We start from the raw sequence: 25425 nt of genomic DNA on the forward strand, positions 1-25425 counted from the left end.
CGTATTCGGCGCCGCAGACCTGGTCGGCTTGGGCGGACAGCAGGAGGTTGATGGTGTCCTGGAGCATCTGGCGCATCAGATCGGGTGAGGCTTGGGCCAGCAGGNCGTCGAGGTATCCGGTGGGGNCGATATGATTGGGCGCGGAGGCCATCGTTGGTGTCCTTTCGAGGATGTGTAGGAGCTGAGTCGAAAGGTACCGCGGTGGTCTCCTTGCTGGTCGGCAGGGGGGGTTCACCAGGCGGTAGCTGTACACCACACTATTGGACGCAACCGTCCACCTTCTATCTGAAGAGGGAAGGCTTTGGTATTCGACGCAATCCAATCGGCCATTACAACAAGGCCAGTGAGAAGTTGCAGGGCATCAGCATTGAGATCTTTTCCGTTTACCTCGAGCGTCTTCAAAACTTGCTCAACATCCGTTGCCAGATAAACCCCTTCAAACAATTCTGTTTGGACGGACTTCCATTCATCTGGGAGGCGACGAAAACTGGAATCCAAATTCTTCCATTTCACTGCGGATGAGATCCCGTGATGAGCTTCCACCACCGACCCAAGAGCATTTGCCAATCGAGGACTATAGCCCAGTCCCGTCAAATTAGTCCTCATTATGTAACCAGAGGATCTTCCGTGCGGAAGCCATCTCTCATCTGTCCGCTCGTGCATACAATGCAGGCTAAGGCCTGCATCTTCAACAGCCTCTGCTAGATGGCCTTGACCTGGAATTTTAATTGCCATACCCGAGAAATCCGGATGAGCCTTCCCTAAATCGTGACCAAAAGCCAAGAACAGATAGAGCCGCTGAACTTCGCCAACCTCCAGGCCTGTAAAACGGCAAAGCGCGATCTTAACCGAGTCGGCGAGCCAATCCGCCCAGACATATCCAGCTGCACACATGGAATCTGCCATGTGCTGAGGCAAGTTCATCCATTGTTCGTCATCCCCTGTTTTAGCCCAGAGACTTTTCGACACATTCGAACAATTCGCCAGGAACTTGTCGGACGAGCATGCGATGGTTGATTGAGAAAGTTCTTGAGTGGGAGCCCCACCTGAAGTGTTCATATTTGTAGCATAAATGAGGTTTATATATTCTGTCAACCGATACTCTTAATTAGTTAAAAACTTTTGACACGGGGTTTTCAACGTTCTCGCCCACAGGTTAATATGGGCAACGTGATGCAACTTCGCCTGCGAATGCAGGCATGAGCCCTAATTTAGTGTCTCGGTATCACTTCCCCGCGTAAGCGGGGCTTTTTAATACCCACATTCATAAAGAAAGAGAACTGAAAACACCCTTTCCCTCGGTACGAAGGTCCAGGCAATCCGGAAACGGCGACCAAATCAACGGCGCAGTGAACAAATATTGAGTGAATGCAGATTCCTGCAACGTGGAAATCTGTAAGCCTGACACACTACGTAATCCTCTTCCATAGTTTCGCCCAAAGATGGGGCGCAGCTTGTTCCCTACAGAGCACTGAGGTCCTAAAAATTGCGCGGGCCGAGGCTTCGTGATCTTGAATCTCAATTCTTGATCGGATTAGCTAAGTTTTGCATGGTCGTGACACCTCTTGCGATCAAAGATCCGAAGTGGTGACGGTTTCCAATTCTGCTTGTTCGAGGTCATTCAAAGTGGAACCCTCGCCTGTGGCCCAGGTCAACTTTCCGTTAGTGGAAGACCCGGTGAGAAAATTGGAAGCCGCTGTGGGCGAGCTGAACAATGTGTCGCTTAGCAGCTGTCCATCTGGACTTATCCTCTCTGTAAACCGTTCTCGGTTTTTCTTCACAGAATCAGGAGCTGAGTCCGTGAATTCTTTTCGAAGCCTCGCTCCCGCTAAGACCACGAAACCATCAGTTGTTTGTCGGCCACTGCCCGACGCGCTTTTGGCTTTAAGGTACAGCAACGGCTCAATACCGGGTTGTGCAACCTCGGATGAATGGTGACTTGTTACCGTCGAATCATTGACCTCGTCAAAAACTCGGTAGCCGAGTGAGCCGATGAGAATTTTCGCATTAGCGATAAACTCATCGAGCTCAGCCTGTTTTTCCTCGGTGACGTTGCCCGGTGATGGATCATTTCCGTTGACTGTCCGAACTCGTCCGGCAGCGATGGCCTGCCGGTAGAAGGCGTTTTCAAGATAAGAAATTTCGGTCGGCCCAAACGAATTATCCGAGTCGATAATCAAGATAGCGTGTGTAAAGTAATCCAGCTTCTCATCACTAAGGTGCTCAGCCACCCTACCTAGCACGCCATTGCCGTTTTTACGTTCGCGCGCTTGCCCAACATAGAGCAATTCGTCACCGGACTCTGTGTCAGTACCGAATAGCATGTAGAGGCCGGTCTGGCTGAGCTCGGGACGATCCTTAGAGCGGGTGATCTCGGTTCGAGGGACGAGGTAGACCTTGCCCACCCAATTACCCAAAGAACACTTAATGCGACCTTTGGGTGAACCATCCATTAGGAATAGCTTCACAGTTCTGGGCCTTGCCACTTGTCACCTCGTATTTCTTGGCTACGCACCAAAGTCAGCCCAAATGAGCAATCCGTCTAGCTGCTCACAGATCTCAATACAGTTGAGCTTATCTAGTAAAACAATCACGGTTGCCCAAGCCATCATTTCTTGGCAAGGATTTTTGCTAGGAATTCTCGAGTTTCACTTGACGGGACCTTACACACAATTAGTCGGTAACTACTGCCATCAATTTCCATTACTTCTAGACAAAATTCATTTGGAAGCAGATATCAGTGAATTCGGCTGAAGCAATCTAAATCTTGACTGATTTCAAAATCTGGCTAAGAACGTAAGGTCGTGAGCGATGCCTAGGATTGAATCTCGAGGGCTTGCAGCATGCTGGTAAATGGTCTTCCCAAAATCCGATCAGTTTCTATCCTCTTTCTCGCACTGCCCGCTGAAGTTTGAACGTGATATCGGGAAATCGACTCGACATCCTGCATTAATAATTTAAACTGAATTCCACCAATCCATAAACGCGGACTATAGAACGATGGGGATCGAAATGGGCAATGCTGCTTGGGGCCATGGATTTCATAACGGCCAGAAAAAAGGCATGCGGAAAGGCATCTTTATTGGAATCGGGATTGCTGTGATAGTTGTCGTGTTAGCTGTGATAGTTGTCGTGTTATTAGCCTTTTTCGGCATTTTGTAGATTCAAAAATAGCTCTCGAATTAACTTGAAACCGCTGCCCTTAACACATTCCCCCACCACAACACTCCACCCACGTACACCACCGATTAGTCTGTAAACCATGACGGATTTTCTTGCCGACCGCCTCGCTTTCCACGACATCGCCATCCGAGGGATCTCCCCCTACGGCTTCGGCACCCCGGGCACGTTCTGGGAGCTGCCCGAGGGCTGGGACGACGTTACCCAGCAGGTCACGGAGTCGCCGGTGTTGGAGTCTGGTGTGATGCTGCTCAGCGAAGCAGAGAGTAACCACGCCTTCCACCAGAACATCGCCACCTACGCGTGGGTCCTCGATGGTTCGGTTCCCTTTCGTGCCATCTTCGAAGATCTCACCGAGCCCACTCCTGACGATGCGGCTGATGTAGAGACCACGAGTGTCGTCGATAAGCGATACGACCATCACGCTCAGGCGAGCCTGAACACGCGTTTCGTATCGCTTGTGGGCGACGAGCAGCTGCAGTTCTATTCCGCAACGCTGTTCAACTGGTGGCCGCTGGATACCAAGGGCAAGCAGACCCCGTTCAAGGAGCCGTCGCTGCTGATCCAGCGCACGCTCGTTGCTGTCGACGAAGAGCAGACCTCTCCCCTGCCGGGCTTCCGCGAGCTGCCTGAAAACCTCGAGGATTTCACCGCGCCGGATAACTCGGAGAGCTAAAGGTGACCCACGTTCTGGAGGTGTTGGCGGTTGATTCCGCTAACCCCACGGCGATCCTGCCTGCCCTGGAGGAAGCGATCTCGGGGCAACGCACGGTACTGCCCGTCCCGCTCAGCGACAAGGCGCGCGCGGACCTGCTGGTAAATACGCAGCGCGCGGGCTCGGATATCAGCGAGGACATCGCGCTCGTCGTGTCCACCTCGGGTTCGACGGGCAAGCCGAAGGGCGCGCAGCTCACGCCGCTGAACTTGGTCTCCAGCGCGGATGCCACACATCAATACTTGGGCGGCGCTGGCCAGTGGCTGCTTGCCATGCCGGCGCACCACATCGCCGGCCTCCAGGTGCTCATCCGCAGCCTCATCGCAGGTGTCGAGCCCGCCGCCCTCGACCTCACGCGCGGATTCAACATCTCGGCGTTCGCGCACCACGCCTTCGACCTGAAATCCACGGGCGATCGCTGCTACACCTCGCTGACCCCGATGCAGCTAGACAAGGCCATGGAAACCCTCGAGGGCATCGAGGCGCTACGACTTTTCGACGCCATCCTCGTCGGCGGTTCCTCCATCCACCCGCGCCTGCTCACCAGCGCCAAGGCCCTGCGCATCAACGTGGTTACCACTTACGGTTCCTCGGAGACCTCCGGTGGCTGCGTCTACAACGGCACGCCGATCGCCGGCGCGCAGGTGCGCGTCACCGACGGTCGCATCCATCTCGGCGGCCCTATGATCGCCCAGGGCTACCGCAACATGCCCGACCACGAAGCGTTCACCGAGCCCGGTTGGTTCGCCACCTCCGACGGGGGCACGCTTAGCGACGACGGCACGTTAACCGTCACCGGCCGCCTCGACGCGGTGATCGATTCCGGTGGGCTGAAGCTGCACCCCGAGGTGCTGGAAAACTTCATGCTGGGTGTCGATGGCGTCGATGCCGCGTGCGTGGTGGGCGTGCCCGATGACCGCCTGGGCCAGCGCATTTCCGCTGCCTACTCGGGCTCAGCTACCTTGGCCGATCTCCTTGAGGCCTTCGATCATTTGCCGCGGTGGCAAATCCCCAAGGAAGTGAAACAGCTCGACCAGATGCCGCTGATCGGTCCTGGCAAAGTGGACCGGAATCGGGTTCTGGAGCTCTTTAGCGTTTAAGCCAAGTTTGGAGCATTATTGAACTCATGAGCAATAGCGCTACCTACCCTGCAACCCGTCGCGATTGGTGGCAGGCCGCCCGGCCCCACACTTGGGCCAATGCCTTCTCCCCCGTCATCGCTGGCACCGGTGCCGCCGCTTTCAACGACGGTGCGCACCTCGGGCGCGCCCTGCTCGCTTTGATCGTGGCGTGGGCACTGATCATCGGCGTGAACTTCGCCAACGACTACTCCGACGGCATCCGTGGCACGGACGATGATCGCACCGGCCCGACGCGCCTCACCGGCTCCGGCCTAGCGAACCCGAAACAGGTCAAGAGCGCGGCGTTCCTCTGCTTTGGTGTCGCCGCCGTCGCTGGCGTGATCTTGTCGCTGTGGTCTGCCTGGTGGCTCATCATCGTCGGAGCCGTGTGTATTGTCGCGGCGTGGTTCTACACGGGTGGCAAGAACCCTTATGGCTACCGCGGGCTTGGCGAAGTCGCCGTATTCATCTTCTTCGGTCTTGTCGCCGTACTCGGTACCGAGTTCACTCAGTCGCTGCAGGTCAGTTGGGTCGGCCTTGCGGCTGCCGTGGGCATCGGCGCAATGTCTGCCAGCGTGAACCTGGCAAACAATATTCGCGACATCCCTTCCGATAAGGTTGCCGGTAAAATCACCTTGGCTGTTCGCCTGGGTGAAAAGAATTCGCGGCGCTTGTTCGCTTTGCTCTCGATGATGCCATTCATCATGAGCCTGCTTATGGCGGCTGCCTACACACCTGTTCTGATTGGTTTCCTGGCACTGCCGTTCGCTCTGCAGAGCACGCTCACGGTACTGAAGGGTACCAAGGGGGTGGCCCTCATCCCCGTGCTTGGCATGAACGGCCGAGCCATGCTGCTCTGGGCAATTCTGACGGCGATGGCGTTGTTCTTTGGTGGGGCTGCTTAAGTAGATTCGTGACGTCGTCCCAGGCTATTTATCGTCATCGACCCGTCAATGAATTCGTGCTCTGTCACCCATATATCTAGCGATTTCCAGTCCAAAGGAAATCCCATTGATGCTTCTAGCGATACCCCATCAATGTTTGGAAACTCGTCTAGTAATTCAACTAGCCTAACGCGCCACTCATCATCAGATTGCAGGAAACTTATCAAATAAGTGATAATAGCCAGCGCCGGATAGATCTTGTCATCATGCTCTTTTGAATCATTTCGATTGAGCAGGTGATACAAAGAAGGTCGGAAGAGGTTTTCGTTGAAATGCCCCCACTTATAAGTCATTGTTCGGTTCCAAACGCGTGAAAAATGTGCGCATTTGTTCCTCACAAAATTAATGACTGGCAGCCACTTAGCAAATGACTTGCCGTTATTTATGCCTAATTGCCCGCTAATCCTGCTTTGCACATTGTGCGGTAGCAAGTTGAACAAACGGCTCAATGATCCAAAGTCAAGAACTTCGGTAGCAACCCATATCGGTAATTTTTCATAGATTTCGGTGTTGTGCCTAATGAGATCTTCACTTTTAGCTCGTTTCAACAGTTCATTGTAATACTCCATCCAGGAGTCAAAATTGTTGATTCCTCGCCCCTTCTGGACTTTGCTCTTTGTTGGGTTCAATTCTTTGTAAGTGATATGGATAAATGGGTGCTGGTACCCACCGTGATAAGCAACGAGTGCCTTGATCCCTGTTTCAAGGATATCAATACCCAAGAGAATGTGACTACGGAGCTTTTGATCGAAATTGTATAAATCGATCGAGTCTTCGATGGTATGTCCTGGTACCACTTCGTCATAGCGATAATTTGTTGAGCTAGACCGCTCGTTTATTGGCTTTATCTTCCTAAATGGATATACGTACCCGGATAGTCTGTAATAGCCAATCCGGCGTAAAGCCTCTACTGCACTTTCAGGATTGGAACTCGGCATCCCTCGCGAAGCGAGCAGATCCAGCTGCTGCTCATACGTCAAATATGATTTTGAGTACGGTTGCTTTCCTGACCCACCTCTTGTCCCCGACATAATTTGACTCTATATGAAAATTGAAAACAGCCCCGTCATAAGCTGAAGGCTTGGAGAGGAGGCTGTGTTTATAAAAATAAGTGTAGTGGACATCGTTATGAAATTCCAGCCAATCACTTTGATTGACCAGCCCATCACTTCAACGAGTAGAGTTCTCGGCGTGTGTTAATTCGCGCCCTCAATCACCTACAGATGGTGGAGTCTCGGCAAAACAGGGTTAATTAGGTAAGGATCAAAGTACGTGCTAGACGTCTTCACTGGCTTCTCCATTATTTTCGTTGTCATCGGCGCGGGTTATTTCCTTGCCCGTGGCGGAGTCATCGGTCCCGGCAAAGAACGTCTCATGTTCAACCGCACGGCCTTCTATGTGGCTACTCCGTCGCTGTTGTTCTCGTCGGTCGCGGTCTCCGATGTCTCCACGTTCGTCTCCCCGGTTGTCCTCGTGGTCACCATCGCTACGTTCGCCACGGCGGCGCTGTATTGGATCCTGTCTCGGATCTTTTTCAAGCAAGACATTCCCACAACGACGGCAGGGGCTGCGTCGTCAAGCTATTTCAACTCGGTGAACATCGGCCTGCCCATCTCCATCTACGTCATCGGCGACGCGACGTGGGTCATCCCTGTGCTCGTCGTGCAGATGGTGCTGATCACGCCGTTTGTGATTGCGGGCTTGAGTGTCGACGAATCGTCGACAACGTCTCGTGCCCGCAAGATCTTTGATGCGATCCGCAGCGGCATCTTCTCCCCTGTGGTCATCGCGCCGCTGCTCGGGCTCCTCGTCGCGGCGATGGGGTGGACCGTGCCCGATCCTGTGATGGCGCCGCTTGAGATCCTGGGTGGTGCCTCCATCCCGATGATCTTGATGAGTTTCGGTGCCTCGCTCTACGGCGGATCCATTCTTCAATCGAAGCCTGATCGCCCTGCGGTGATTACTGCCTCGGCGCTCAAACTCGCCGTGATGCCGCTGATTGCGTGGGCCGTTGGCATGGCCATGGGCCTGTCGACCGAGCTGATGTATGCCAGCGTGATCCTGGCGGCGCTGCCAACGGCCCAGAACGTGTACAACTATGCCGCGACGTATCAGCGCGGTGAGGCCGTTGCGCGCGACACGGTGTTCATCACGACGTTCTTGGCGCTGCCCGCCATGATCGTGATCGCGTTGCTCTTCGGTAACTAGCGCTGGATTCTAGCGGTCCGCGAGCTGGTCGCGTACCCACTGCTTCTTCGCTGCCCGCTGCTCGGACCATGCTGCGACGGCCTGGGTCGCCTCGACGCGCTGCTTCTTGAAGATCAGCATCGACAGCGGGAAGGCAACGATCAGGGCAAGAAGCGCGGACATCACCAGCGGAACCGGAGCGCCGACCATGAGGGCGAAAGCTTGGATTACGATGGTGAGTACAACGAAAAGTAGGAGGCGGAGCAGCCCATACACGGTCACGGCCTTGTTGGCGCGCTTGCGCACTGCGGGGTCGAGCTGTGGGGCTTCAGAGTTCTGCTGAGGGGTGGACACAATCTACTACCCTACTCAATCAAAAGTGGTAACCCCTAACTAGTATCGTGGAGGCATGGGACGCATTTTATTAGTCATTTTGATCATCGTGGCCATCTGGCTGCTGTGGCGCGCGTTCGGGCCGGGCAGTCAGAAACGCCTTGATGCCATGTCTTCGCCGAATCAATCGCCGGCGATTAAAGGTCCAGACGACGACGAAGAGTTTCTCTGGAACATTGAGAAGACCCGTTTTAAGGAACGGCGCGCGAAGGAAGAAGCAGATCGGCGCGCTAAAGAGGAAGAAGAACGCCAGCGAAAATTCCGCAAGGATGAACCTGGACCCGACGAGCAGATCGATTAGTTCTGCTCGACTGCCTCTGCGTTTTCTTTCTCTCCCTGCGGGGCGCTTGCGTTGTCGCCTGCGGCCTCGTTCGGCTCAAAGAAGCCTAGCTCCAGTCCCAGAGCGTGGGCCACTGCGACTACTTTTTCAAAACGCACTCCAGCTCCACCATGTTCGATGGTGTGCAGCGTCGAGCGTGACACTCCGGCGGCCTCGGCGACTTCCTGTTGGAGTCGGCCGGTATCGCGCCGCCGCGTGGCCAAGGTTTCGCCCAACTCGATAAGGACCGGGTGCTCGCTCGCCGGTTTACCGGCCTTGTTCCTTGGTCCAGCCACGACGTTCTCCTTCAGAATGGATGAGCGTGACTGCTGTCACGCATTCGTTGCGCTTTTTCGCCATCTTATCTGGAATCCACCTAGTGTTTTCACAGATTGAGCAACGCACACCCAAAACCAGCCGCAAAACACATACTCCCAGGGGATCACGTGGATGTGCTCGACTCGTTTCGCCCGCATATCTAGGTAATGTGTGTCCTCTCCCACCCAGGAGAACAGTTTGGACACAAAAGAACAACGATTTCATACGAAAACGGCTGCGGGAAGCTTTATGCTTCCCGCAGCCGTTTTAATGCCGAGAGTGAACTTTTGGTTTAAGCCTTAGTTCAGGCCAGCGTAAGAGTGCAGACCCGAGACAACCATATTGATGAAGAAGAGGTTGAAGATCGACGTCAGCATGGCCAGGACGTTAATCCAGGCGGACTTGTAGTTCTTCCAGCCAGCCGTTGCTCGCGCGTGGAGGTAGGCCGCGTACAGGATCCAGGTGATCAGGGAGACCGTTTCCTTCGGGTCCCAGCCCCACGGGCGACCCCATGCTGCCTCTGCCCAGATCGCGCCGAGCAAAATGCCAATGCCCAACAGTGGCAGCGTAATAATTGCCGACTTGTACGTCAGCGAATCCAACTTCTTCGCGCTTGGCAGAGGCTTCGCCAGGGCACCGAAGAAGCCCTTCTCCTTGCCCTTTGGCTGCCAAATACGCAGCAGGTACAAAAGCGCGAAGATACCGGAGATAATGCCGATGGACGCGCCGATAGAGACCGACGAGACGTGGATCGGCAGCCAGTAGGACTGCAGAGCAGGAACCACAGGAGCGGCATCCGCGTACAGCACCGTGGAGTTGAAGAACATCAAGATGACCATTGGGGTCAGAACCCACGGCCACATCGTGTGCCAGCCCTTCGTCTGAGCCACCACTGCAGCGATGATCATCACCACGGCCGACATGAACAAGATGTACTCGTACATGTTGCCCAGCGGGAAGCGCCCCGTAGCAAAACCACGGGTAACAAAGGACACCACATGCAAGGCGATGCCGAACCAGACCATCGCCTGGGTCATGCCCGCAAACTTGCGCGCACCCGCCACGCGCTTGCCGTACTCAGCCTCATCAAAAGGCTCGTCGACGAGGCCACGGTCGGAGTCAGAGTCGGCGGTGTCTACCGCATCTGCATCGGCTTCGCCAGTGCTTGACGACGATGCTCCCGCATGGACGAGTTCCTTCGCCTCTGCGTTCTCGGCTTCTTCTTGCTGCGCGTCACGGACGCGGCGCATATCAATCACGCCTTGCATCCGACCGTAATAAATCAGAGAGAGGACAAGGGCGACAAGGTAGATCACAAAGGCTGTACGGAATGACAAATCAGAGAGACTTGCCAACTCGGCATTAACAAACATGCACTTCACGCTACCCCACCGAGGAGAAAAGGTACAAGATTAGAGCAGCGTGATCCACAGCGCTTTTATTCGTCGTCAAACCGCTCTTTATCGTCGAAATCGTCGCCGTCGTCGTCATCGTCGTCTTTTCCGAGGATCTTCGCCGAGACGGTTTCGAACTCGCCGGTCCAGCCCGCGCGGTCGGTGCGCGCAAGGCCACCGATTTCGACGTGGGTGCCACCGTTGTCCGCAGGGCGCAGGCGGACCCAGACGCGGCGGCGCTTGATCATCAGCGAACCGATCAAGCCACCCAGCATGATCACGGTTGTGGCCAGGACCCAGCCCTGCGAAGGGTCGTGGGAGATCTGGTAGTTGGCGAACTCCGCGGCGCCGTCGAAGCGCACGGTGACTCCGCCGTCGATGGTGACTTCTTCCCCGGGAACGAGGTTGACGCGGTCGACCTTCTGGAGCTGGCCGGTGGCAATCAGGCTCTGATCCAGCACGAAGATGTTCTGGGAACGCCCGGAATCCAGGCCCGAGTCGCCGCGGTAGATGTCCACGGCCATGGCTGGGTCTTCCATAGACGGGTACACGGACGTGAGCAGGTCCCCGTTCTCACCTTCCCACTCCGCGGTCGGAGCGAACAGGCCTTCGATGGAGATCTGGTTCTGGCGGCGCTCGTAGAGGTCCGGGTACATGCCGGCAGGCGGGTCGAAACGCAGGACGCCGGAGGAGAGGAAGAAGGTTGGGTCGTCCGGCTGGAACTGGATCATCTGGGTGCGCGACTCGCCGTTTGGCCACGTCACGGTGACCTGTGGTGCGAAGCCGTGGCCCTGGAGGTACACGCGATCGCCGCCGATGCGCAGCGGGTGGTTCACGCGCAGCTGGTAGTCTTCCCAGTTTTCCTTATCGGTGTACATGTCATCGCCGAGAGCATAGGAGATATCCGAGGTGAAATCGTAGGCCTGGCCCTGCGGAGTGTATTCGGTGGCGAAGTTGTGCGAGACGAAGCAGAAAGGTGTCAGGCCGGTGCCGTCGAAAAGCGGGCCCGCGCGGAAACTGTCGAAGTTGGCCGGCGAGGTGTTACAGAATTCCTGGGACTGCTCGACGGGCACGGCGTGCTCGGATTCCGAATCAGTCACGACAATGACTTGGCCCTCGTAGTACGCGAGGCGTCCGACCATGATGGTTACCAGCATGGCAACAAGCCCAATGTGGAAGATCAGGTTGGCTACTTCGCGGCCATAGCCGCGCTCGGCGGCGAACGACTGTGCGCCGGCGCGGTCTTCTTCCGCGCTGTATTCCTTGATGTGCCAGCGCTTCAGGTACTTCTTCGTATCCGCCGCGACCTCGTCGAGAGGCTTATCCACAACACCCTCGGTGTGCAGCGGCATACGAGTGAGGTACTTCGGTGCCTTCGTCGGCGGGGTTGTGTACGCCTTGTAGTGGTCCCACGAACGCGGGATGATGCAGCCCACCAGCGAGATCATCAACAAGGTGACAATGGCAATGAACCACGAGGAGCCGAACACGTCGAACAGCTGCAGGCGATCGTAGATTTCGCCCATGGTGGGGTTCGAGTCTTTGTACTCGTTGACCTGAGTTTCACTGATCGAGCGCTGCGGCAAAAGTGCCCCAGGAATCGAAACAAGTGCAAGCAAGAAGAGCAGCACCAGTGCAGTACGCATACTGGTGAGCCAGTGCCAGCCCTTTTTCAGCCACGTCCACACTGTGCGCACGTAATCCAACTTTCTTCTTTAAATAATTGTCGTGCCATAGCCCACAACGAGCGACTGGGACCAACTAATGAAGTAGTTCCACGCACCGGTTAGCAGGGCAATACCGACCAGGATCATCATGACGCCGCCGATGATCTGCAGCGTACGCGAGTGCTTGCGCAGCCACTCGAACGCCCCCATCGCCTTGGAAGAGCCGATAGCCACCAGGATGAAGGGCAGGCCCAATCCGAGGCAGTAGCCCAGAATCAGAAGCACACCGCGCGCGGCGGTCATGCCTTCGGTGCCCACGGACACGGAGATAATCGCGGCCAGGGTGGGACCTAAGCACGGAGTCCAGCCCAGCGCGAAGACGCCGCCGAGCATTGGGGCACCCAACCAGGTGGTCCACTTCTTGGGCTGCATGCGGGTATCGCGCTGCAGACCGGGGACCATGCCCAAAAAGGCCAGGCCCATGATGATGGTGACCACGCCGCCGATGCGCATCAAAATATCTTGATTCAGCTGGATCAAGCTGATCACGCCGAAAACGGAGACCGTCATCAAAATGAACACGACGGAGAAGCCCAAAACGAAGAGCGAGGCCGCGCCGACAACAGCGCGGTTTCTCTTCTTGCCCACCTTGACACCGTGCTCTTTATCAAGCACCATTTCGCCGCCAACAATACTGGTCAAGTACGACATGTAGCCGGGAACCAGAGGCACCACGCACGGCGATGCGAAGGAGACCAGTCCTGCTGCCGCGGCAGCAAAGAGCCCAATGAGCAACGGGCCGGAGGTGGCCATATCTGCAAAAACTTCGCCCATGGTTAAATCAGCTGATCCGTCACGTCGAGGATGTCTTGGTCGGACACTTCACGCAGGAATACTGCGGCCGGACGGTGCTCACGGTCCAGGATGATCGTGGTGGGGATGACCGAGGTAGGTACGCCACCGAGCGCGCCCGCTGTTTTAAACGGTGGGTCATAGACCGACGGGTAGGTCACGCCATTATCGGTGACGAAGTCCCTGGCGATCTGCGGGTTGTAATCGCGGACATTAATACCAAGGACGGTGCCATCGTCGCCAAGCGATTCATGCGCACGCTGCAAATCGTCGACCTCTGCGCGGCACGGCCCGCACCACTGCCCCCATGCGTTGAGGACAACAACCTTGCCTTCGAAATCCGACAGGTTGATGGTGGAGCCCTCTTCCATGAGGGACTCGCCGGAAAACTCTTGTAAAGGCACGCGTTCCGCCTCGTCGTAGAAGATTTCCACCTGACCACCAGGGGTATGGAAGGCGAAGGTTTCCGATTGGGCCTCCGGCTGGCTGCACGCAGTCAGGCCGAGGGCCACCACAGAAAGGGTTGCCACCAAAGTTAAACGATTACGCATCTCAAATTTCTCGAGCCGGGGTTGAGTAGAAAGAATCTGTCAGTATTTCATCACGAAACAGCAGAGAAGTCACACTCGCTAGATCGCACTGACGGTCCAACGGATTGTGAGGCAGTGGCTTTTCGGCGATGGCGCGCTGCACCATGACAATCGGCAGCTGGTGGGACACCAAGATGGCCTCGTGGCCCTCGGCGCTTAAGCGCGCGCGCTCGATGGCATCCATCATGCGCGCCAGGACGTCGTCGTAGGGCTCGCCCCAGGAAGGAATGGAAGGATCGCGCATCAAACGCCACCGAATCGGGTTGAGCAGCTGGGAGCGCCACCCCTTGGTACGCAGGCCCTCGAACTGGTTGCCGGATTCGATCAGGTCGTGGTCGGTGGCGATGTCCAGGCCGGTGACCTCGGCAAACGGAAGTGCAGTCTCCTGCGCGCGCTCCATCGGGCTGGCCACAAGGTGGGTCACGTCGTGGCCGGTGAAGGACTTCGCGGTGGCCGCGGCCATGGACTTGCCTCGCGACGAGAGGTAGTACCCGGGCAGGCGTCCGTAAAGGATCTTCTTCGGGTTGTGGACTTCACCGTGGCGCACCAGGTGGACAAGTGTGGTGGTCATGGCTGATTATTCCCCTTCAGGTGTCGCGGCCGCGGCGGCTTGAGCGGCTGGCTTCAGCGCGGCCTCGATGCGCTCGTAGTCCGCGTCGTTAAGTGCCGTGGAGACAAACCAGGTCTCGAACGCGCTCGGTGGTGCGTAGACGCCGTGATCGAGCAGCGCGTGGAAGAAAGGTGCGAAACGGAACGTGTCCGCAGCCTGCATATCCGCGAAGTTGCGGCCCTCCCCTTCCGCGAAGCGCACGGACAGCATGGTGGAGGCGCGCTGAATGTGGTGCGCCACGCCTTCGCGATCGAGTGCCTCGGTGATCAGCTTCTCCAGCATGTCGGCGTTCGCCGTAAGGATGGCGTAGATGTCCTTGCTGGCCAGGCGCAGCGAGGCCAGGCCCGCAGCCATGGCCACAGGGTTACCCGAGAGCGTGCCCGCCTGATACACGGGACCGTTGGGTGCGAGGTGGCCCATGATGTCGGCGCGACCTCCAAATGCTGCCGCGGGCAGGCCACCGGAGACGACCTTGCCGAAGGTGGTGAGGTCGCCGGCGACCTCGTCTACGCCGTACCAGCCGGAGTAGGAGGTACGGAATCCGGTCATGACCTCGTCGATAACTAGCAGTGCACCGTCGGCATGTGCGATCTCCTTCAGCGCGGCGTTGAAGCCTGGCTCTGGGGCGACGGTGCCCATGTTGCCGGCGGCACCCTCGGTGATAATGGCTGCGATCTCGCCGGGGTGCTCCGCGAATACCGCGCGTACGGCGTCGAGGTCGTTATAAGGAACGACGATGGTATCGGCCGCCTGAGCGCCGGTCACACCTGGGGAATCCGGCAGCGCGAAGGTGGCCACACCGGAACCCGCCGAGGCCAGTAGCGCGTCGACGTGTCCGTGGTAGCAGCCCTCGAACTTCAGTAATTTTGCTCGCCCGGTAAATCCGCGGGCCAGGCGCACGGCGGACATGGTGGCCTCGGTGCCGGAGTTGACTAGGCGTACTTCTTCGACGCTGGTGCGATCGATGATGGCCTGCGCCAAGTCGATTTCGGCCTCGGTCGGGGCGCCGAAGGAGAGACCCTTCTTCGCCGCGGCTTCAACGGCGGCCAGGATCTCTGGGTGCGCGTTGCCGTGGATCATCGGACCCCACGAGTTCACTAGGTCAACGTATTTGTTGCCGTCTACGTCGGTCAGCTGGGAACCCTGTGCGGATTCGATGAAACGGGCATGTCCACCAACGGAGCCGAAGGCCCTAACTGGGGAGTTCACACCACCCGGGGTTACTTGCACTGCTTTTTCAAAGAGTGCTTGGGACTTCTGGGTGTTATGAGAGGTCAGTTCTCGGGCAGTCATGCGCTCTATTGTAGGTGTTCGCCTCGCGGACTCACAGCCCGCCAAGTGTGTCCTAGGCAACCATCTTTAATCCCACGATGCCGCCGATGATCATGGCGAGGAAAACCACCTTGAGAATGGTGGCCGATTCCTGGCCTGTGGCCATGGAAATGATCACCGTGGCGGTCGCGCCAACACCAGCCCAGACCGCGTAGGCGGTACCAACGGGAATGGTTTTCATGGCCCACGCCAGACCTCCCATGGAGATCACCACGGTGACGGCGAAGATGATTGTGGGCCAGAGTTTAGTAAATCCCTCCGAGCGACCCAGCGCGTTTGCCCACGCTGCCTCGAAGAGTCCGGAACCGATCAGAATTACCCAATTCATGGGACCTTTCTGGCCGTCTTGTCGTGTGGTCGGGTACGGCTCCCTCGTCCGACGCACCGCAGCGTTAGCGGCACACAGACAAGAGCCTAGCAAAAGATTGCTTGACGACGACTTACGCTTGCTCCGCCTTCTTCTCGCTCTTCGACTGCTTGAAGAACACCGACGCGAAGATCACCACGACAAGGCCGATGGCGATCCAGTTGGCCACCCGCTGGTACTGCTCGAGCACGAACACAACCGGCTCGCCGATGGCGTAGCCCAGGGCGAAATAGCCCAGCGACCAGATGGTTTTCGAGATGAAGTTGAGCACCATGAACTTGCGCACGCCCATGCCGGTGGCGCCGCTCATGACGAAGACCACCAGTGCGATCGGCAGGGGAATCGGCACATAGGCCAGGAAGATGCCTACCCAGCCGAGTTTTGCTGTCCAGCGCTCCACGCGCTGAATATTGCGGTGCGTGCGTGGCGATTGTTCCGCGTACACATCCAGCATGCCGCGGCCCCAGAGTTTGCCCGCCCACCAGTAGACCCAGTCGAACTTGATGGCCACCAGCGAGCCGATGAGCAGGTACCAGATCCAGTTCGGTGCCTCACCAACAGCTGCGAGCGCACCTGTCGAGGCCGCACCAATGCGCGAACCAGTCAGTGCGAGCATGACCTGCGGATCCAAGCCCAGAAGCCACGCGCGCAGCGGGATCATGGCCATGCCGAACAGCCCGATGAACCCGATCCAGCCCAGGCACCAATAATCGGCTCTGCCGGGCTTTTTGTTCCACGGCATGCCGGGTTCTTCCCACCATTCGGGCTCCGCCTCTGTGTTGGCATCAGCGGAAGCTTCGGCGGGAATCTCGTCGTGCGGATCGTGGTTATCTGCCATGCGTACTCAACTTACTCGGAAATGCGGGCAGCAGCGGACTTGGCGTCCGCGATCACGGCGGGCACTCCTACCCCGCCTGCCCAGGCGCCGGTCACATCGATGCCCGCGACCCCTGCCAGATGCCCGCGGACTTCTTCGACTGTGGCCAGGTGGGTTTCGTTATAGCGTGGCAGCCCGCCGAACCAGCGCTGTACATAGATCTCCTCGAGGCCAGCGGCCCGGCCGTCGAATCCGGTGATCTTCTCTAGGTCGTCGAGCGCCCAATCAACCAGGTCGTCCTCGCTGGCACGCAAGGCGGTGGTATCGCCGAAGCGCCCGAAGCTGGCGCGCACGAGTGCCCCACCCCGATCACCGATGTGCGGCCACTTCTTCGAGGAGAAGGTAAATGCCTTCGCGTGCACGTCGGGCTCATCAGAGGCGACCAGCACTCCGGAGTTATCGGGCAGGCCCTCAGCTGATTCGAAGCGCATACCGACGAGGGCGGAATCCGCCAGCTTCACTGCCTTGAGTGTCTCAGAGGCCTCAGGTGCCACCTTCTTCAGTAACAGTGCGGTGGTCGGTGCCGGGGTAGCAATCAACACGCGGTCGTAGATGGTGTCCTGACCGCCGGTGATCTTGTAGCCACCGTCGGTCTTCTCAATGCCTGAGACAAACGCGTCGACGTAGATATCGGCGCCGGACTTCTCCGCCAGGGTTTCATAGAGCTCGGTGTAGCCGCCTTTGAATGTGCCGAAGACCGGCTCATCGGACTTGGTCTTGTCCGCAGCAAGGTTGCGCACGGCCCCGGTCAGGGTGGCTTGCTCCCCTGCCTCGACCAGGCGGTCAAGCTCTTCTGCCAAGGCGGGCATGGTGGCGCGCACGCCGAGGTCATCCGCGGTACACGAGTACACGCCACCCAAAAGTGCAGAGACGACGTGGTCGGCTACCTCGTCGCCGAGGCGTGCGCGCACGAGTGTTCCGACGTTGAGGTCGCCCCCTACTGGCCAGTCGATGCCTGGCTGGTTGGCTTCGTCGTCGATACGCGCTGCTGTCTCTGTGCTGACCACATGCGCCAGCGGCTCCGACGACGCCGGGATGCCCATGACGCCGCCCGCGGGCAGCGGTTGGGTCGCACCGCCGGTGTAGACCAGGGATTTCATGCCCGAGGGGAAGACGATCGAGTCGGTGAGTCCGAGCTCGGCGAAGAATTCCACGGCATCTTTGCGGCGGTAGAGGAAGGCCTCGGCGCCCATGTCGGTGGGGCCTGCTTGGAAGGGGACGGTGAAAAGTTTGCCACCAATGCGGTCGGTGGCCTCGTAGACATCGATGGTGGCGTCCGCGTGCTGCTTGCGGATCTCATACGCACTGGTCAATCCTGCAAGGCCGGCGCCGATGATGGCAAAGTTCATGTGTTGCTCCCGAAGTAAAAATTAGTTTTCGTGGATGATGCGCACCGCTTCGGTGATCGCATCGGGGTCCGTGTTGGGCAGAACCCCGTGGCCCAGGTTGAAGATGTGGCCGGTGGCGGTGCCTGCGTCGATTGCGGCCTGTGCCTCGGACTTGATGCGTTCAACCTCGGAGCGCACGACGTCGGTGCCGGCGAAGAGCATCGCGGGGTCGAGGTTGCCCTGGAGCACGCGTGGTTGAGCAAAGCGGGTGGCGGCCTTGTCCAGTGGGACGCGCCAGTCCACGCCCATGACCTCGCTGCCGGCCTCGCTCATCGCACCGAGGATCTCGCCGGTGGAGACACCAAAGTGGATGCGAGGGATCTCGCCCGCAACGGACTCAAGGATCTCCACGGAATAAGGCAGCACGTGCTCGCGGTAATCGCGCTCTGTGAGGAAGCCCGCCCAGGAATCGAAGAGCTGCATCGCGTCGATGCCGGCCTCGACCTGGGTGCGCAAGAACGTCACGATGGTGGGCACTAGGCGCTGCATCAAGGCGTGCCAGGTCTCTGGCTCCGCGTGCATCATGGCCTTGGTCTTCTCGTGGTTCTTCGAGGGGCCGCCTTCGACCAGGTAGCTGGCCAGGGTAAACGGTGCGCCAACAAAGCCGATTAGGGCCTGGGTGTCGGTGAGCTCGTCGAGAATAATCTCGATGCCCTGGGAAATTTCGGTGACCTCATGGTCCAGAATGGGCAGCGCATCCACGTCGGCGCGGGTGGTGATGGCCTTGTCCATCACGGGGCCGCGGCCCGGTACGATTTCCACCCCGACACCGGCGGCGCGCAGCGGCACCACGATGTCAGAGAACAAGATCGCGGCATCCACATCGTGGCGGCGCACGGGCTGCATCGTGATCTCGGCCAAAAGCTCGGGCATAAAGCAGGAGTCCAGCATGGACACGCCTTCGCGCGCCTTCTTGTATTCAGGCAGCGAACGCCCAGCCTGGCGCATAAACCAAACTGGGGTGCGCGATGGGGTCCGGCCGTGGGCGGCCTCAAGCAGCGGAGCGTTATTCAGGTCGCGTCGATTCATGTTCACCATTGTGGTTCAAAAGTTTGAGATTAGGAAACCGCGCCCCTATTCGTCAACCACCTGAGCGAACTGGATCTCGTTGCCCGCCGGGTCGGTGGTCACCGCGACAATGACCACACCGTAGTCCACGGGATCCGACACCTCGATGTTTTTCTCGCGCAGTTCGGCGACGAACGCTGCAATATCGGTGCACCCGACCACTACCGCGTTCTTCCCGGCACGCTCGGGGATCTCGGTGACCTGGATATAGTGGCCCTCGACAACTTCCCACTCGGCAACGCCTTCGGCGGGTTCGATATCGGTTTCGCCGAAGATGCTCTTATAAAATTCGTGTACTTCGCTGAGTTTGTTCACAGCAAGGACAGGGATGACAGAGTCCAGGTATTTGTTGGCCATGGCAGCAATTCTAGCCCGAATTCTCACCCTGCAACGCAAGAGTCACAGCTAAAGCAAGGTGATCCGAGCGCCCGATTTCCACGGCCTCGCACCTGGCCACATGGATCTCCGGGGAGACGAACACGTGGTCAATCTGCGTGCGCATCAGGCTCGGCAGCGCGGCGGGCCACGACCCCTTCTTCGAGCCGCACTCTTGGAAGGCATCCACCAGGTTTTCGCGTTCGCCGAGGGTGCCGTGGCGCAGCGTCGCGTTGAAATCCCCCGCCACGATGAGGTTCTCCCCACCGTCGAACTCCCCAACTCGTTGCAGGTCGTCGCGCCACTGCCCCATCAGATCCGGCAGCGGCGGTGCGGAGTGCAGGCCAACAATCGTGGGCAGCGAAGCGTGCTCAAGCGCGACGGCCCCAAAGGTAATGTCAGGCGCGTCGACCTGCACGTAGTCGCTTAGCGACGAAGCCACCGCCACACTCGTGCGACCGTCACCAGAAACGAAAATCTGGAAGTTGGAGCCGCGCAGAGCGATCTCGGCGCGTTTCAGATCCGTCTCGGGCAACACGTACACATCTGGGTGGAAGCGGCCCTGCAGCTGTTCGAAATCCTTCGCCGTGAACGTGTGCTTCGAGTTAAAGGACACGATCGTCAGCGGTCGGCTCTCTCCGCCGGAAGCTGGTGCGCCACTCGGTGCCGACACCAGCGGTGAGGCAGCGGGGAACATTACGAGCAGGGCGGCTGCCAGCACCACTGCTGTGGCGGGCAGGCGCCACCTGCGGGTTTTCCACACCACGAACACGATCGCGATGATCAGCAGCGCGCCAGAGATGTGGGGGAAGGCCAGCACATGCGCGAATCCGGGAACCGTGCTCAGCGGACCTGGTAGAAGCGCGAGCACCAATGTGAGGACGGCCAGCCCCCAGAGAAGAATCGAGATCATCTACTAGTCGCGCGGGAATTTCTTCACGGAAACAGAACGCGCCTCAACAAACAAGGACGCACCAAGCATGAGCACCGTTGCGACCATGGGGTGCAGCACACCGGAGACGGCCACGGCCATCACGGTGAGGTTGTAAATCCACGACACAACGATGTTGCGGTCGATTACCGAGCACACGCGGCGTGCCTGCTCGATGAGCTGCGGGATGGCAGCGACATCGTCGCGAAGCACGACAAGGGAAAGCTCGCGCCTCAGGTCGCGCCCGAGGTCGAGATTCTCCCCCGCGCTGACCAGCACACCCACATCGGAGGCCCGCAGCGACGGGAGGACGGATAGGTCTCCGACTGTGGCCACGCATGCGCCTTGGGTGTGCATGGCGCGCACCGCACCGGGTTTGTCCTTGGGTTCGATGCCGGCGAGCACCGTGGAAATGCCCAGGTGGTCTGCGAAGCGTCGCGCGACTGGGTAGATGTCGCGGGAGAGCATGACGGTTTCGATGCCCATTTCTTCGAGACGATCGACCGACTCCCCTGCGTCATCTTTCACTGGGTCATAGAGAGTGATCACGCCACGGTCCTTGCCCTTCCAGCGCACCACGATCGGGGTGCCGCCCGAAGTTGCGGCGGCGGCGAGGCGCCCGCGCAGACGGGACAGGTTGGTGGGACGCCACAGCATCGCCTCAACTTGGTGGACTTGGTCCTCGCCGCGGGCATCCTTCGTGGTGATGTCGATGCGTGCCTTAAAGCTGCCGTCCGCCCCGGACTCAAAGTGGGAGACCTCGATCCAGTGTGGGACCTCAGTGTCGTCGGAGGCGTGATCGCGGGCTTCTCGCGCCGCGCGGACGAGTGCCTGGGAGACTGGGTGGTCCGATTCCATCGACAGCGCGCCGGCGACGCGCAGCACCATGTCGGGGTTCTCTCCGCGCTCGGCAACAACCGATTCGACGTACATCCCCGGCTCCACCAGGGTGCCCACGCGGTTAAAAATCACCGTGTCCACCCGATCCAGGCGGCGCAGCGTCGAGCCATCGCGCACCATGATGCCGTTGCGCGCGGCGGATTCTAGCCCGAGGCGTACCGCGAGCGAAGGTGACAATGCGAGCGCGGTCGGGGCCACTGAGGCGAGCACCGCCAGCGCCGTGGCCATCGCGGCATTGAAGTTGTTGGTCAACGCGGCCCACGCGATGAAATCGACAATGGCGAGTACGACCGCCACTGGAATTAACCACGACGCAGTCCGGGTCGAGAGGAACGTCGCATGGTTTTGATGCTCAGCCGCCTCCTGCACCCAGCGACGGATCGCCGCCAGGCGCGTGCGGTGACCCGTGCGCTCGACGCGGACCTTAATCTTCCCCGAGATGATCTGGGCGCCGGCATAAACTTCGGCGCCGACCTTGACCTTGGTGTTTTCTCGCGTATCGACGATTCCCGGGTCCAGCGTGCAGGATCCACCAATGACATTGCCGTCCACGGGGATGATGTCGCCCGCCCGCAATGCGATGTCGTCGCCGGGGTTAACCTCTGCCAATGGCACCTTCGATTGGGTCACCGCACCCGTCGAGCGGTTTCGCTGGCTGACTTTGACCAGGGTTGCCGGATCGACGCGCTGCTTGTCTATTTCTTCGACAAAGCTCGGCCGCGCCCTCATCGTCCACAGCCTGCCCGCGAGCAGGAGAACTGTCATGCCGCAGGCGACGTCAAGGAAGAGCTCACCGTCTGCCAGCGTGCTGTGGTTAAAGGCCAACAGCTTGGGCTCGGAGGTCCAGCCGATCTCTCCTGCCGGGGTGGCCACGAGCAACACGATCGACCAGATATAAGCCACGATAATTGCCAGCGAACTCGCACCGTCCAGCGCGGTCAATCCCCTGCGGACCCCGCCGACTAACGCGCGGTGGAAGGGCCACGCACACCACAGCACCACCGGGGTCGCAGCGGCCAGGGCTGCCCACTGCCAACCCGGGAACTGCAGATCCTTGAAGTAGGACACCAACACCACCGGGATGGAGAACAACAAGGCGATGATCAACCGCAGGGGTGTGATCAGGTTGCGGGCCGTGTACAGCACGTCGGTGCTGTGGGTATCGCGTCGAGCTTGGTTGGCGGATTCTTTCAAGAAACCGGCCGAGCGTGCAGACTCGAGTGCTTTCGCTTCGTCGTTTTGATGGCGGCGCAGCGAAGCCGACATGCCCGTGGAACCACGAGTGGATCGTCGATAAGCGACTGTCTCTGGCGCCCTAACCCATGCGATCCGACGCCGCAACGATGTCTCCGACATCGTTGCGCTCACGCCGAACTGTTCGATGACGCGAACGAGCTCGGAGGGATCGGTGATATCGGGGGCTGTCACCCACACCGTTTTCTGCGGGTGGACAAGACGCGCGTGCACGCCGGGGAGTTCCTCCAACGCGCGCTCAATGTCGCCGACGTCGGGGGCGTCAGGCAGATTGGTCAGCTCGAAGGAATAGGAGACCTTGGGGCGGTTCTCAACATCGAGGGACAGCTCCGCATCGCGATCGATATTGATGCCAGCCCGGCGCGCCGCGTCCACTGCCACGTCAATGGCCTGTGTCGTCTTGTCTTGCTCGGAAGCAGTCACAACGAGTCCTGCCTTCCTGTGGAATCTGCTGCTACTTATTGCCTACTTATTGCTCTGAGCAGAAATATACGCGTTCGCGGTGGGGCGGAAAATAAATAGTGCAGCAAAAGCCAGGAGCACCACGATCACCATCATCGAAAGTGCGCCAACACGCAGGGCAAACGCCAAAGCGTTGAAAAAACATGCCAATGCGATGCACACCGCGACAACGCGGCGCGCGTTCTTCGAACCCTTGCGCAAATAGGAGGCGGCACCACCCATAACCAAGGCAACTATGACGTTGAAAATTGCCATGAACCACATGTTGCGCATGTAGGCATCACGCAGTTCGGTGTCGGCGGGGTCACCGGGGAATCCGGCTGCCACCATGAGCATCGCGGTGAGCACCATCATGATCGCGCCTGCAACGATGAGCCAGAAACCGATTTGCAGGCTGCGAGGCCAGTCGTCGCCGACCTCGGGTTCGTCATAGCGCCGGTTCCGGTCGTCCGGGTGGGCACTAAACGAAGGAAACATCGACGGCATTAATTGCTCTTTCCTGACTTATCGTTCTTTTGTTTTTCTTTTTCTTCGCGTGCTTGCAGAAGCTTTTTCAAGTCTTCGTCTTCGCCAGTCCACTTTAAGACTTCTTCGCGTCCCGCAAGAATGATGCCACAAATCGCGGCGACGGCAACTGCAATTTGCACCGCACCGTCGGTGGCAACCAGCCACACAGGAATATCCGAGGCGACCGAGGTGGTCATAAATACGAGCAGGAGGCGGAAGGCGAAGAAGAAGGAGAAAAGATACAGCAGCCGCCTGGCATAGCCCGCCCACTTATGCCGACGCGCGAAGAGGACAAGCATCCAGGTCAACAGTCCGACGATCGCCAGGGTGATTACCGCCATGACGCCGATGGAGAGGTAGACCGACATGTTGACTACCGAGTCAGGTACCGCTGCACCATCCGCAGTACTCTGATCCGCCGATTCGTTCGCAGCCCGGCGCAGCGCGGAAGGGTCGACGATGCTGGAGATGATGCTGAAGAGCTGGTGGATGAGCTCACCGCCGATGGCAATGGCCCACACGAGAACCACTGCGCGGACGGTTTCCGGCATCTCGGGCTTCTTCGGTGCAGGTGTTTGTGTTGGGATTTGCTCTGCTGGTGGCGGCTGCGGTGCCGCTTCCGAGGAGGGTGTCGTTGGGGCTTCTGTCATGAAAGTGCCTTTGCTGCATCGACGGCGAAATAGGTCAGGATTTGATTCGCACCCGCGCGCTTAATGGACATGAGCGACTCCATCATCACGGCATCCAGGTCAACCCAGCCGTTGCGGCCAGCTGCCTGGATCATCGCATACTCGCCAGACACTTGGTACGCGGCAACCGGGACAGGCGAGATTTCTGCAACCTTGGTCAGCACATCTAAGTACGGCATTGCCGGCTTCACCATGACAAAGTCCGCTCCCTCATCGATGTCCATCTGGACCTCGAGAAGCGACTCGCGCACGTTGGCGGGATCCTGCTGGTAGGTACGACGGTCGCCCTGCAGTGAGGAGCCCACTGCTTCGCGGAAAGGACCGAAGAAGGCAGACGCGTACTTCGCGGAGTACGCCATGATGGCGACGTCCTGGAAACCCTTCTCATCCAGTGCTGCGCGGATGGCCTCGATTTGGCCGTCCATCATGCCCGATGGGCTGACAATGTGGGCGCCAGCCTCTGCCTGGGCCACAGCCATGCGCTGGTAATTGTCCAAGGTGGCATCGTTGTCCACGATGGTGTTGCCGTGCCGGTCGGTGGACAGGACTCCGCAGTGACCGTGATCGGTAAATTCATCCAGGCAGGTATCTGCCATGATTAACATGTCATCGCCGAATTCTTCCCGCAGACGGGTGAGGTTGCGGTTCAATACACCTTCTGGGTCCCAGGACACCGAACCCTGGGCGTCCTTGTCGGCGTCGAGCGGGACGCCGAATAGATCCACGCTTTTGATTCCCGCCTCCGCTGCTTCTTCCACGGCGCGCAGAAGGGAATCGGTGGTGTGCTGGTACACGCCTGGCATCGACGAGATTTCCTTCTTCTCATCGATGCCGTCTGCGACAAACATGGGCAGGATAAAATCCGCCGGGTGGAGGCGGGTTTCAGCAACCAGCTCACGCATTGCGGGGTTTTGACGAAGACGACGAGGGCGGCGGGGGAAATCAAAAGTACTCACGGTGTTCTATCCTACCGCCACCTGTTTCC

Annotated in this window: 26 protein-coding genes, 2 pseudogenes and 1 riboswitch; of the genes and pseudogenes, 6 read left to right on the forward strand and 22 right to left on the reverse strand. The window is 58.6% G+C overall.

Annotated elements, in window-relative coordinates; genetic code table 11:
* From A37O_RS16575 to A37O_RS0112385, 3 genes and pseudogenes are all read right to left on the reverse strand, one after another.
* Positions 1-151 (reverse strand): annotated as a pseudogene (locus A37O_RS16575) (IS256 family transposase); the annotation flags it as partial.
* Positions 152-231: 80 nt separating this feature from the next.
* Entirely contained in the window at positions 232-1059 is an 828-nt protein-coding gene (locus tag A37O_RS0112380; protein WP_156802602.1) for a CRISPR-associated endonuclease Cas3'', read from the reverse strand.
* 512 nt (positions 1060-1571) lie between these two features.
* Entirely contained in the window at positions 1572-2468 is an 897-nt protein-coding gene (locus A37O_RS0112385; protein WP_211208380.1) for a GIY-YIG nuclease family protein, read from the reverse strand.
* 544 nt (positions 2469-3012) lie between these two features.
* Here A37O_RS0112385 and A37O_RS16580 point away from each other — a divergent pair.
* From A37O_RS16580 to A37O_RS0112410, 4 genes are all read left to right on the forward strand, one after another.
* Positions 3013-3162, forward strand: a complete 150-nt coding sequence (locus A37O_RS16580) for a hypothetical protein (RefSeq protein WP_169332164.1) — start codon at positions 3013-3015, stop codon at positions 3160-3162.
* A gap of 100 nt (positions 3163-3262) precedes the next feature.
* Entirely contained in the window at positions 3263-3856 is a 594-nt protein-coding gene (locus A37O_RS0112400) for a hypothetical protein (RefSeq protein ID WP_018297825.1), read from the forward strand.
* Between the two features lie 2 nt (positions 3857-3858).
* A complete protein-coding gene (menE, locus tag A37O_RS0112405) occupies positions 3859-4995 on the forward strand; it encodes an o-succinylbenzoate--CoA ligase (protein WP_018297826.1) in 1137 nt (378 codons plus the stop codon).
* Positions 4996-5021: 26 nt separating this feature from the next.
* Positions 5022-5921, forward strand: coding sequence for a 1,4-dihydroxy-2-naphthoate polyprenyltransferase (locus A37O_RS0112410; RefSeq protein ID WP_018297827.1), 900 nt, complete (start codon positions 5022-5024; stop codon positions 5919-5921).
* Here A37O_RS0112410 and A37O_RS0112415 read toward each other — a convergent pair.
* Positions 5918-6991 (reverse strand): Abi family protein, encoded by a 1074-nt coding sequence (locus A37O_RS0112415; RefSeq protein WP_083912661.1) that lies wholly within the window; start codon positions 6989-6991, stop codon positions 5918-5920. The genes A37O_RS0112410 and A37O_RS0112415 overlap by 4 nt on opposite strands.
* Positions 6992-7232: 241 nt before the next feature.
* On the opposite strand from A37O_RS0112415, the gene A37O_RS0112420 reads away from it, so the two are divergent.
* Positions 7233-8168: an AEC family transporter gene (locus A37O_RS0112420; protein WP_018297829.1), complete on the forward strand. Its 936-nt coding sequence runs from the start codon at positions 7233-7235 to the stop codon at positions 8166-8168.
* A gap of 9 nt (positions 8169-8177) precedes the next feature.
* Here the strand turns inward: A37O_RS0112420 and A37O_RS0112425 are convergent, their stop codons facing one another.
* Entirely contained in the window at positions 8178-8501 is a 324-nt protein-coding gene (locus A37O_RS0112425; RefSeq protein ID WP_018297830.1) for a DUF4229 domain-containing protein, read from the reverse strand.
* Positions 8502-8556: 55 nt separating this feature from the next.
* Between A37O_RS0112425 and A37O_RS0112430 the strand changes: the two genes are divergently transcribed.
* A complete protein-coding gene (locus A37O_RS0112430) occupies positions 8557-8841 on the forward strand; it encodes a hypothetical protein (RefSeq protein ID WP_018297831.1) in 285 nt (94 codons plus the stop codon).
* A gap of 80 nt (positions 8842-8921) precedes the next feature.
* On the opposite strand, the pseudogene A37O_RS0112435 reads toward A37O_RS0112430, so the two are convergent.
* From A37O_RS0112435 to hemB, 17 genes and pseudogenes are all read right to left on the reverse strand, one after another.
* Positions 8922-9155: pseudogene (locus A37O_RS0112435) on the reverse strand (helix-turn-helix domain-containing protein); the annotation flags it as partial.
* A 321-nt stretch (positions 9156-9476) separates the two neighbouring features.
* Positions 9477-10550: a c-type cytochrome biogenesis protein CcsB gene (ccsB, locus tag A37O_RS0112440; protein WP_018297833.1), complete on the reverse strand. Its 1074-nt coding sequence runs from the start codon at positions 10548-10550 to the stop codon at positions 9477-9479.
* 65 nt (positions 10551-10615) lie between these two features.
* Positions 10616-12217 (reverse strand): cytochrome c biogenesis protein ResB, encoded by a 1602-nt coding sequence (locus tag A37O_RS0112445; protein WP_051077997.1) that lies wholly within the window; start codon positions 12215-12217, stop codon positions 10616-10618.
* A 69-nt stretch (positions 12218-12286) separates the two neighbouring features.
* Positions 12287-13072, reverse strand: coding sequence for a cytochrome c biogenesis CcdA family protein (locus A37O_RS0112450; RefSeq protein ID WP_018297835.1), 786 nt, complete (start codon positions 13070-13072; stop codon positions 12287-12289).
* 2 nt (positions 13073-13074) lie between these two features.
* Positions 13075-13641: a TlpA disulfide reductase family protein gene (locus tag A37O_RS0112455; RefSeq protein WP_018297836.1), complete on the reverse strand. Its 567-nt coding sequence runs from the start codon at positions 13639-13641 to the stop codon at positions 13075-13077.
* 1 nt (position 13642) lies between these two features.
* Entirely contained in the window at positions 13643-14251 is a 609-nt protein-coding gene (locus tag A37O_RS0112460) for a histidine phosphatase family protein (RefSeq protein ID WP_018297837.1), read from the reverse strand.
* A gap of 6 nt (positions 14252-14257) precedes the next feature.
* A complete protein-coding gene (gene hemL / locus A37O_RS0112465) occupies positions 14258-15583 on the reverse strand; it encodes a glutamate-1-semialdehyde 2,1-aminomutase (RefSeq protein ID WP_018297838.1) in 1326 nt (441 codons plus the stop codon).
* Between the two features lie 52 nt (positions 15584-15635).
* Complete coding sequence (locus tag A37O_RS0112470; RefSeq protein ID WP_018297839.1) at positions 15636-15950, reverse strand: DMT family transporter; 315 nt, start codon at positions 15948-15950, stop codon at positions 15636-15638.
* An 8-nt stretch (positions 15951-15958) separates the two neighbouring features.
* A riboswitch (guanidine-III (ykkC-III) riboswitch) is annotated at positions 15959-16027 on the reverse strand.
* Between the two features lie 35 nt (positions 16028-16062).
* Positions 16063-16827, reverse strand: coding sequence for a DedA family protein (locus A37O_RS0112475; protein WP_018297840.1), 765 nt, complete (start codon positions 16825-16827; stop codon positions 16063-16065).
* An 11-nt stretch (positions 16828-16838) separates the two neighbouring features.
* A complete protein-coding gene (locus tag A37O_RS0112480; protein ID WP_018297841.1) occupies positions 16839-18215 on the reverse strand; it encodes a protoporphyrinogen oxidase in 1377 nt (458 codons plus the stop codon).
* A 21-nt stretch (positions 18216-18236) separates the two neighbouring features.
* On the reverse strand, positions 18237-19283 hold the full coding sequence (gene hemE / locus A37O_RS0112485; protein ID WP_026196356.1) for a uroporphyrinogen decarboxylase: 1047 nt from the start codon (positions 19281-19283) through the stop codon (positions 18237-18239).
* A gap of 45 nt (positions 19284-19328) precedes the next feature.
* Positions 19329-19679 (reverse strand): VOC family protein, encoded by a 351-nt coding sequence (locus A37O_RS0112490; RefSeq protein WP_018297843.1) that lies wholly within the window; start codon positions 19677-19679, stop codon positions 19329-19331.
* Between the two features lie 10 nt (positions 19680-19689).
* Positions 19690-20610 (reverse strand): endonuclease/exonuclease/phosphatase family protein, encoded by a 921-nt coding sequence (locus tag A37O_RS0112495; protein WP_018297844.1) that lies wholly within the window; start codon positions 20608-20610, stop codon positions 19690-19692.
* Between the two features lie 3 nt (positions 20611-20613).
* Positions 20614-23205 carry a heavy metal translocating P-type ATPase gene (locus A37O_RS0112500; protein WP_018297845.1) on the reverse strand — a complete coding sequence of 864 codons (2592 nt, stop codon included), beginning with the start codon at positions 23203-23205 and terminating at the stop codon, positions 20614-20616.
* Positions 23206-23247: 42 nt separating this feature from the next.
* A complete protein-coding gene (locus A37O_RS0112505) occupies positions 23248-23730 on the reverse strand; it encodes a hypothetical protein (RefSeq protein ID WP_018297846.1) in 483 nt (160 codons plus the stop codon).
* The gene (locus A37O_RS0112510) at positions 23730-24401 is read right to left on the reverse strand and encodes a hypothetical protein (protein ID WP_018297847.1); all 672 of its coding nucleotides are present in this window, start codon (positions 24399-24401) and stop codon (positions 23730-23732) included. The genes A37O_RS0112505 and A37O_RS0112510 overlap by 1 nt, the downstream gene beginning before the upstream one ends.
* The gene (gene hemB, locus A37O_RS0112515; RefSeq protein ID WP_026196357.1) at positions 24398-25396 is read right to left on the reverse strand and encodes a porphobilinogen synthase; all 999 of its coding nucleotides are present in this window, start codon (positions 25394-25396) and stop codon (positions 24398-24400) included. Before hemB ends, A37O_RS0112510 begins: the two co-directional genes overlap by 4 nt.
* Positions 25397-25425 lie beyond the last annotated feature (29 nt).

Source organism: Corynebacterium lubricantis DSM 45231 (assembly GCF_000379425.1).
GTDB lineage: Bacteria > Actinomycetota > Actinomycetes > Mycobacteriales > Mycobacteriaceae > Corynebacterium > Corynebacterium lubricantis.

What these genes read in the sequence shown, in the direction of transcription:
- A37O_RS0112380 (WP_156802602.1), bottom strand. Translation starts at nt 1,059, where the DNA reads ATGAACACTTCAGGTGGGGCTCCCACTCAAGAACTTTCTCAATCAACC.
- A37O_RS0112470 (WP_018297839.1), bottom strand. Translation starts at nt 15,950, where the DNA reads ATGAATTGGGTAATTCTGATCGGTTCCGGACTCTTCGAGGCAGCGTGG.
- A37O_RS0112505 (WP_018297846.1), bottom strand. Translation starts at nt 23,730, where the DNA reads ATGCCGTCGATGTTTCCTTCGTTTAGTGCCCACCCGGACGACCGGAAC.
- hemE (WP_026196356.1), bottom strand. Translation starts at nt 19,283, where the DNA reads ATGAATCGACGCGACCTGAATAACGCTCCGCTGCTTGAGGCCGCCCAC.
- A37O_RS0112460 (WP_018297837.1), bottom strand. Translation starts at nt 14,251, where the DNA reads ATGACCACCACACTTGTCCACCTGGTGCGCCACGGTGAAGTCCACAAC.
- ccsB (WP_018297833.1), bottom strand. Translation starts at nt 10,550, where the DNA reads ATGTTTGTTAATGCCGAGTTGGCAAGTCTCTCTGATTTGTCATTCCGT.
- A37O_RS0112490 (WP_018297843.1), bottom strand. Translation starts at nt 19,679, where the DNA reads ATGGCCAACAAATACCTGGACTCTGTCATCCCTGTCCTTGCTGTGAAC.
- A37O_RS0112450 (WP_018297835.1), bottom strand. Translation starts at nt 13,072, where the DNA reads ATGGGCGAAGTTTTTGCAGATATGGCCACCTCCGGCCCGTTGCTCATT.
- A37O_RS16580 (WP_169332164.1), top strand. Translation starts at nt 3,013, where the DNA reads ATGGGCAATGCTGCTTGGGGCCATGGATTTCATAACGGCCAGAAAAAA.
- A37O_RS0112430 (WP_018297831.1), top strand. Translation starts at nt 8,557, where the DNA reads ATGGGACGCATTTTATTAGTCATTTTGATCATCGTGGCCATCTGGCTG.
- hemL (WP_018297838.1), bottom strand. Translation starts at nt 15,583, where the DNA reads ATGACTGCCCGAGAACTGACCTCTCATAACACCCAGAAGTCCCAAGCA.
- A37O_RS0112495 (WP_018297844.1), bottom strand. Translation starts at nt 20,610, where the DNA reads ATGATCTCGATTCTTCTCTGGGGGCTGGCCGTCCTCACATTGGTGCTC.
- A37O_RS0112400 (WP_018297825.1), top strand. Translation starts at nt 3,263, where the DNA reads ATGACGGATTTTCTTGCCGACCGCCTCGCTTTCCACGACATCGCCATC.
- A37O_RS0112455 (WP_018297836.1), bottom strand. Translation starts at nt 13,641, where the DNA reads ATGCGTAATCGTTTAACTTTGGTGGCAACCCTTTCTGTGGTGGCCCTC.
- A37O_RS0112410 (WP_018297827.1), top strand. Translation starts at nt 5,022, where the DNA reads ATGAGCAATAGCGCTACCTACCCTGCAACCCGTCGCGATTGGTGGCAG.
- A37O_RS0112475 (WP_018297840.1), bottom strand. Translation starts at nt 16,827, where the DNA reads ATGGCAGATAACCACGATCCGCACGACGAGATTCCCGCCGAAGCTTCC.
- A37O_RS0112415 (WP_083912661.1), bottom strand. Translation starts at nt 6,991, where the DNA reads ATGTCGGGGACAAGAGGTGGGTCAGGAAAGCAACCGTACTCAAAATCA.
- A37O_RS0112510 (WP_018297847.1), bottom strand. Translation starts at nt 24,401, where the DNA reads ATGACAGAAGCCCCAACGACACCCTCCTCGGAAGCGGCACCGCAGCCG.
- A37O_RS0112480 (WP_018297841.1), bottom strand. Translation starts at nt 18,215, where the DNA reads ATGAACTTTGCCATCATCGGCGCCGGCCTTGCAGGATTGACCAGTGCG.
- A37O_RS0112445 (WP_051077997.1), bottom strand. Translation starts at nt 12,217, where the DNA reads ATGCGTACTGCACTGGTGCTGCTCTTCTTGCTTGCACTTGTTTCGATT.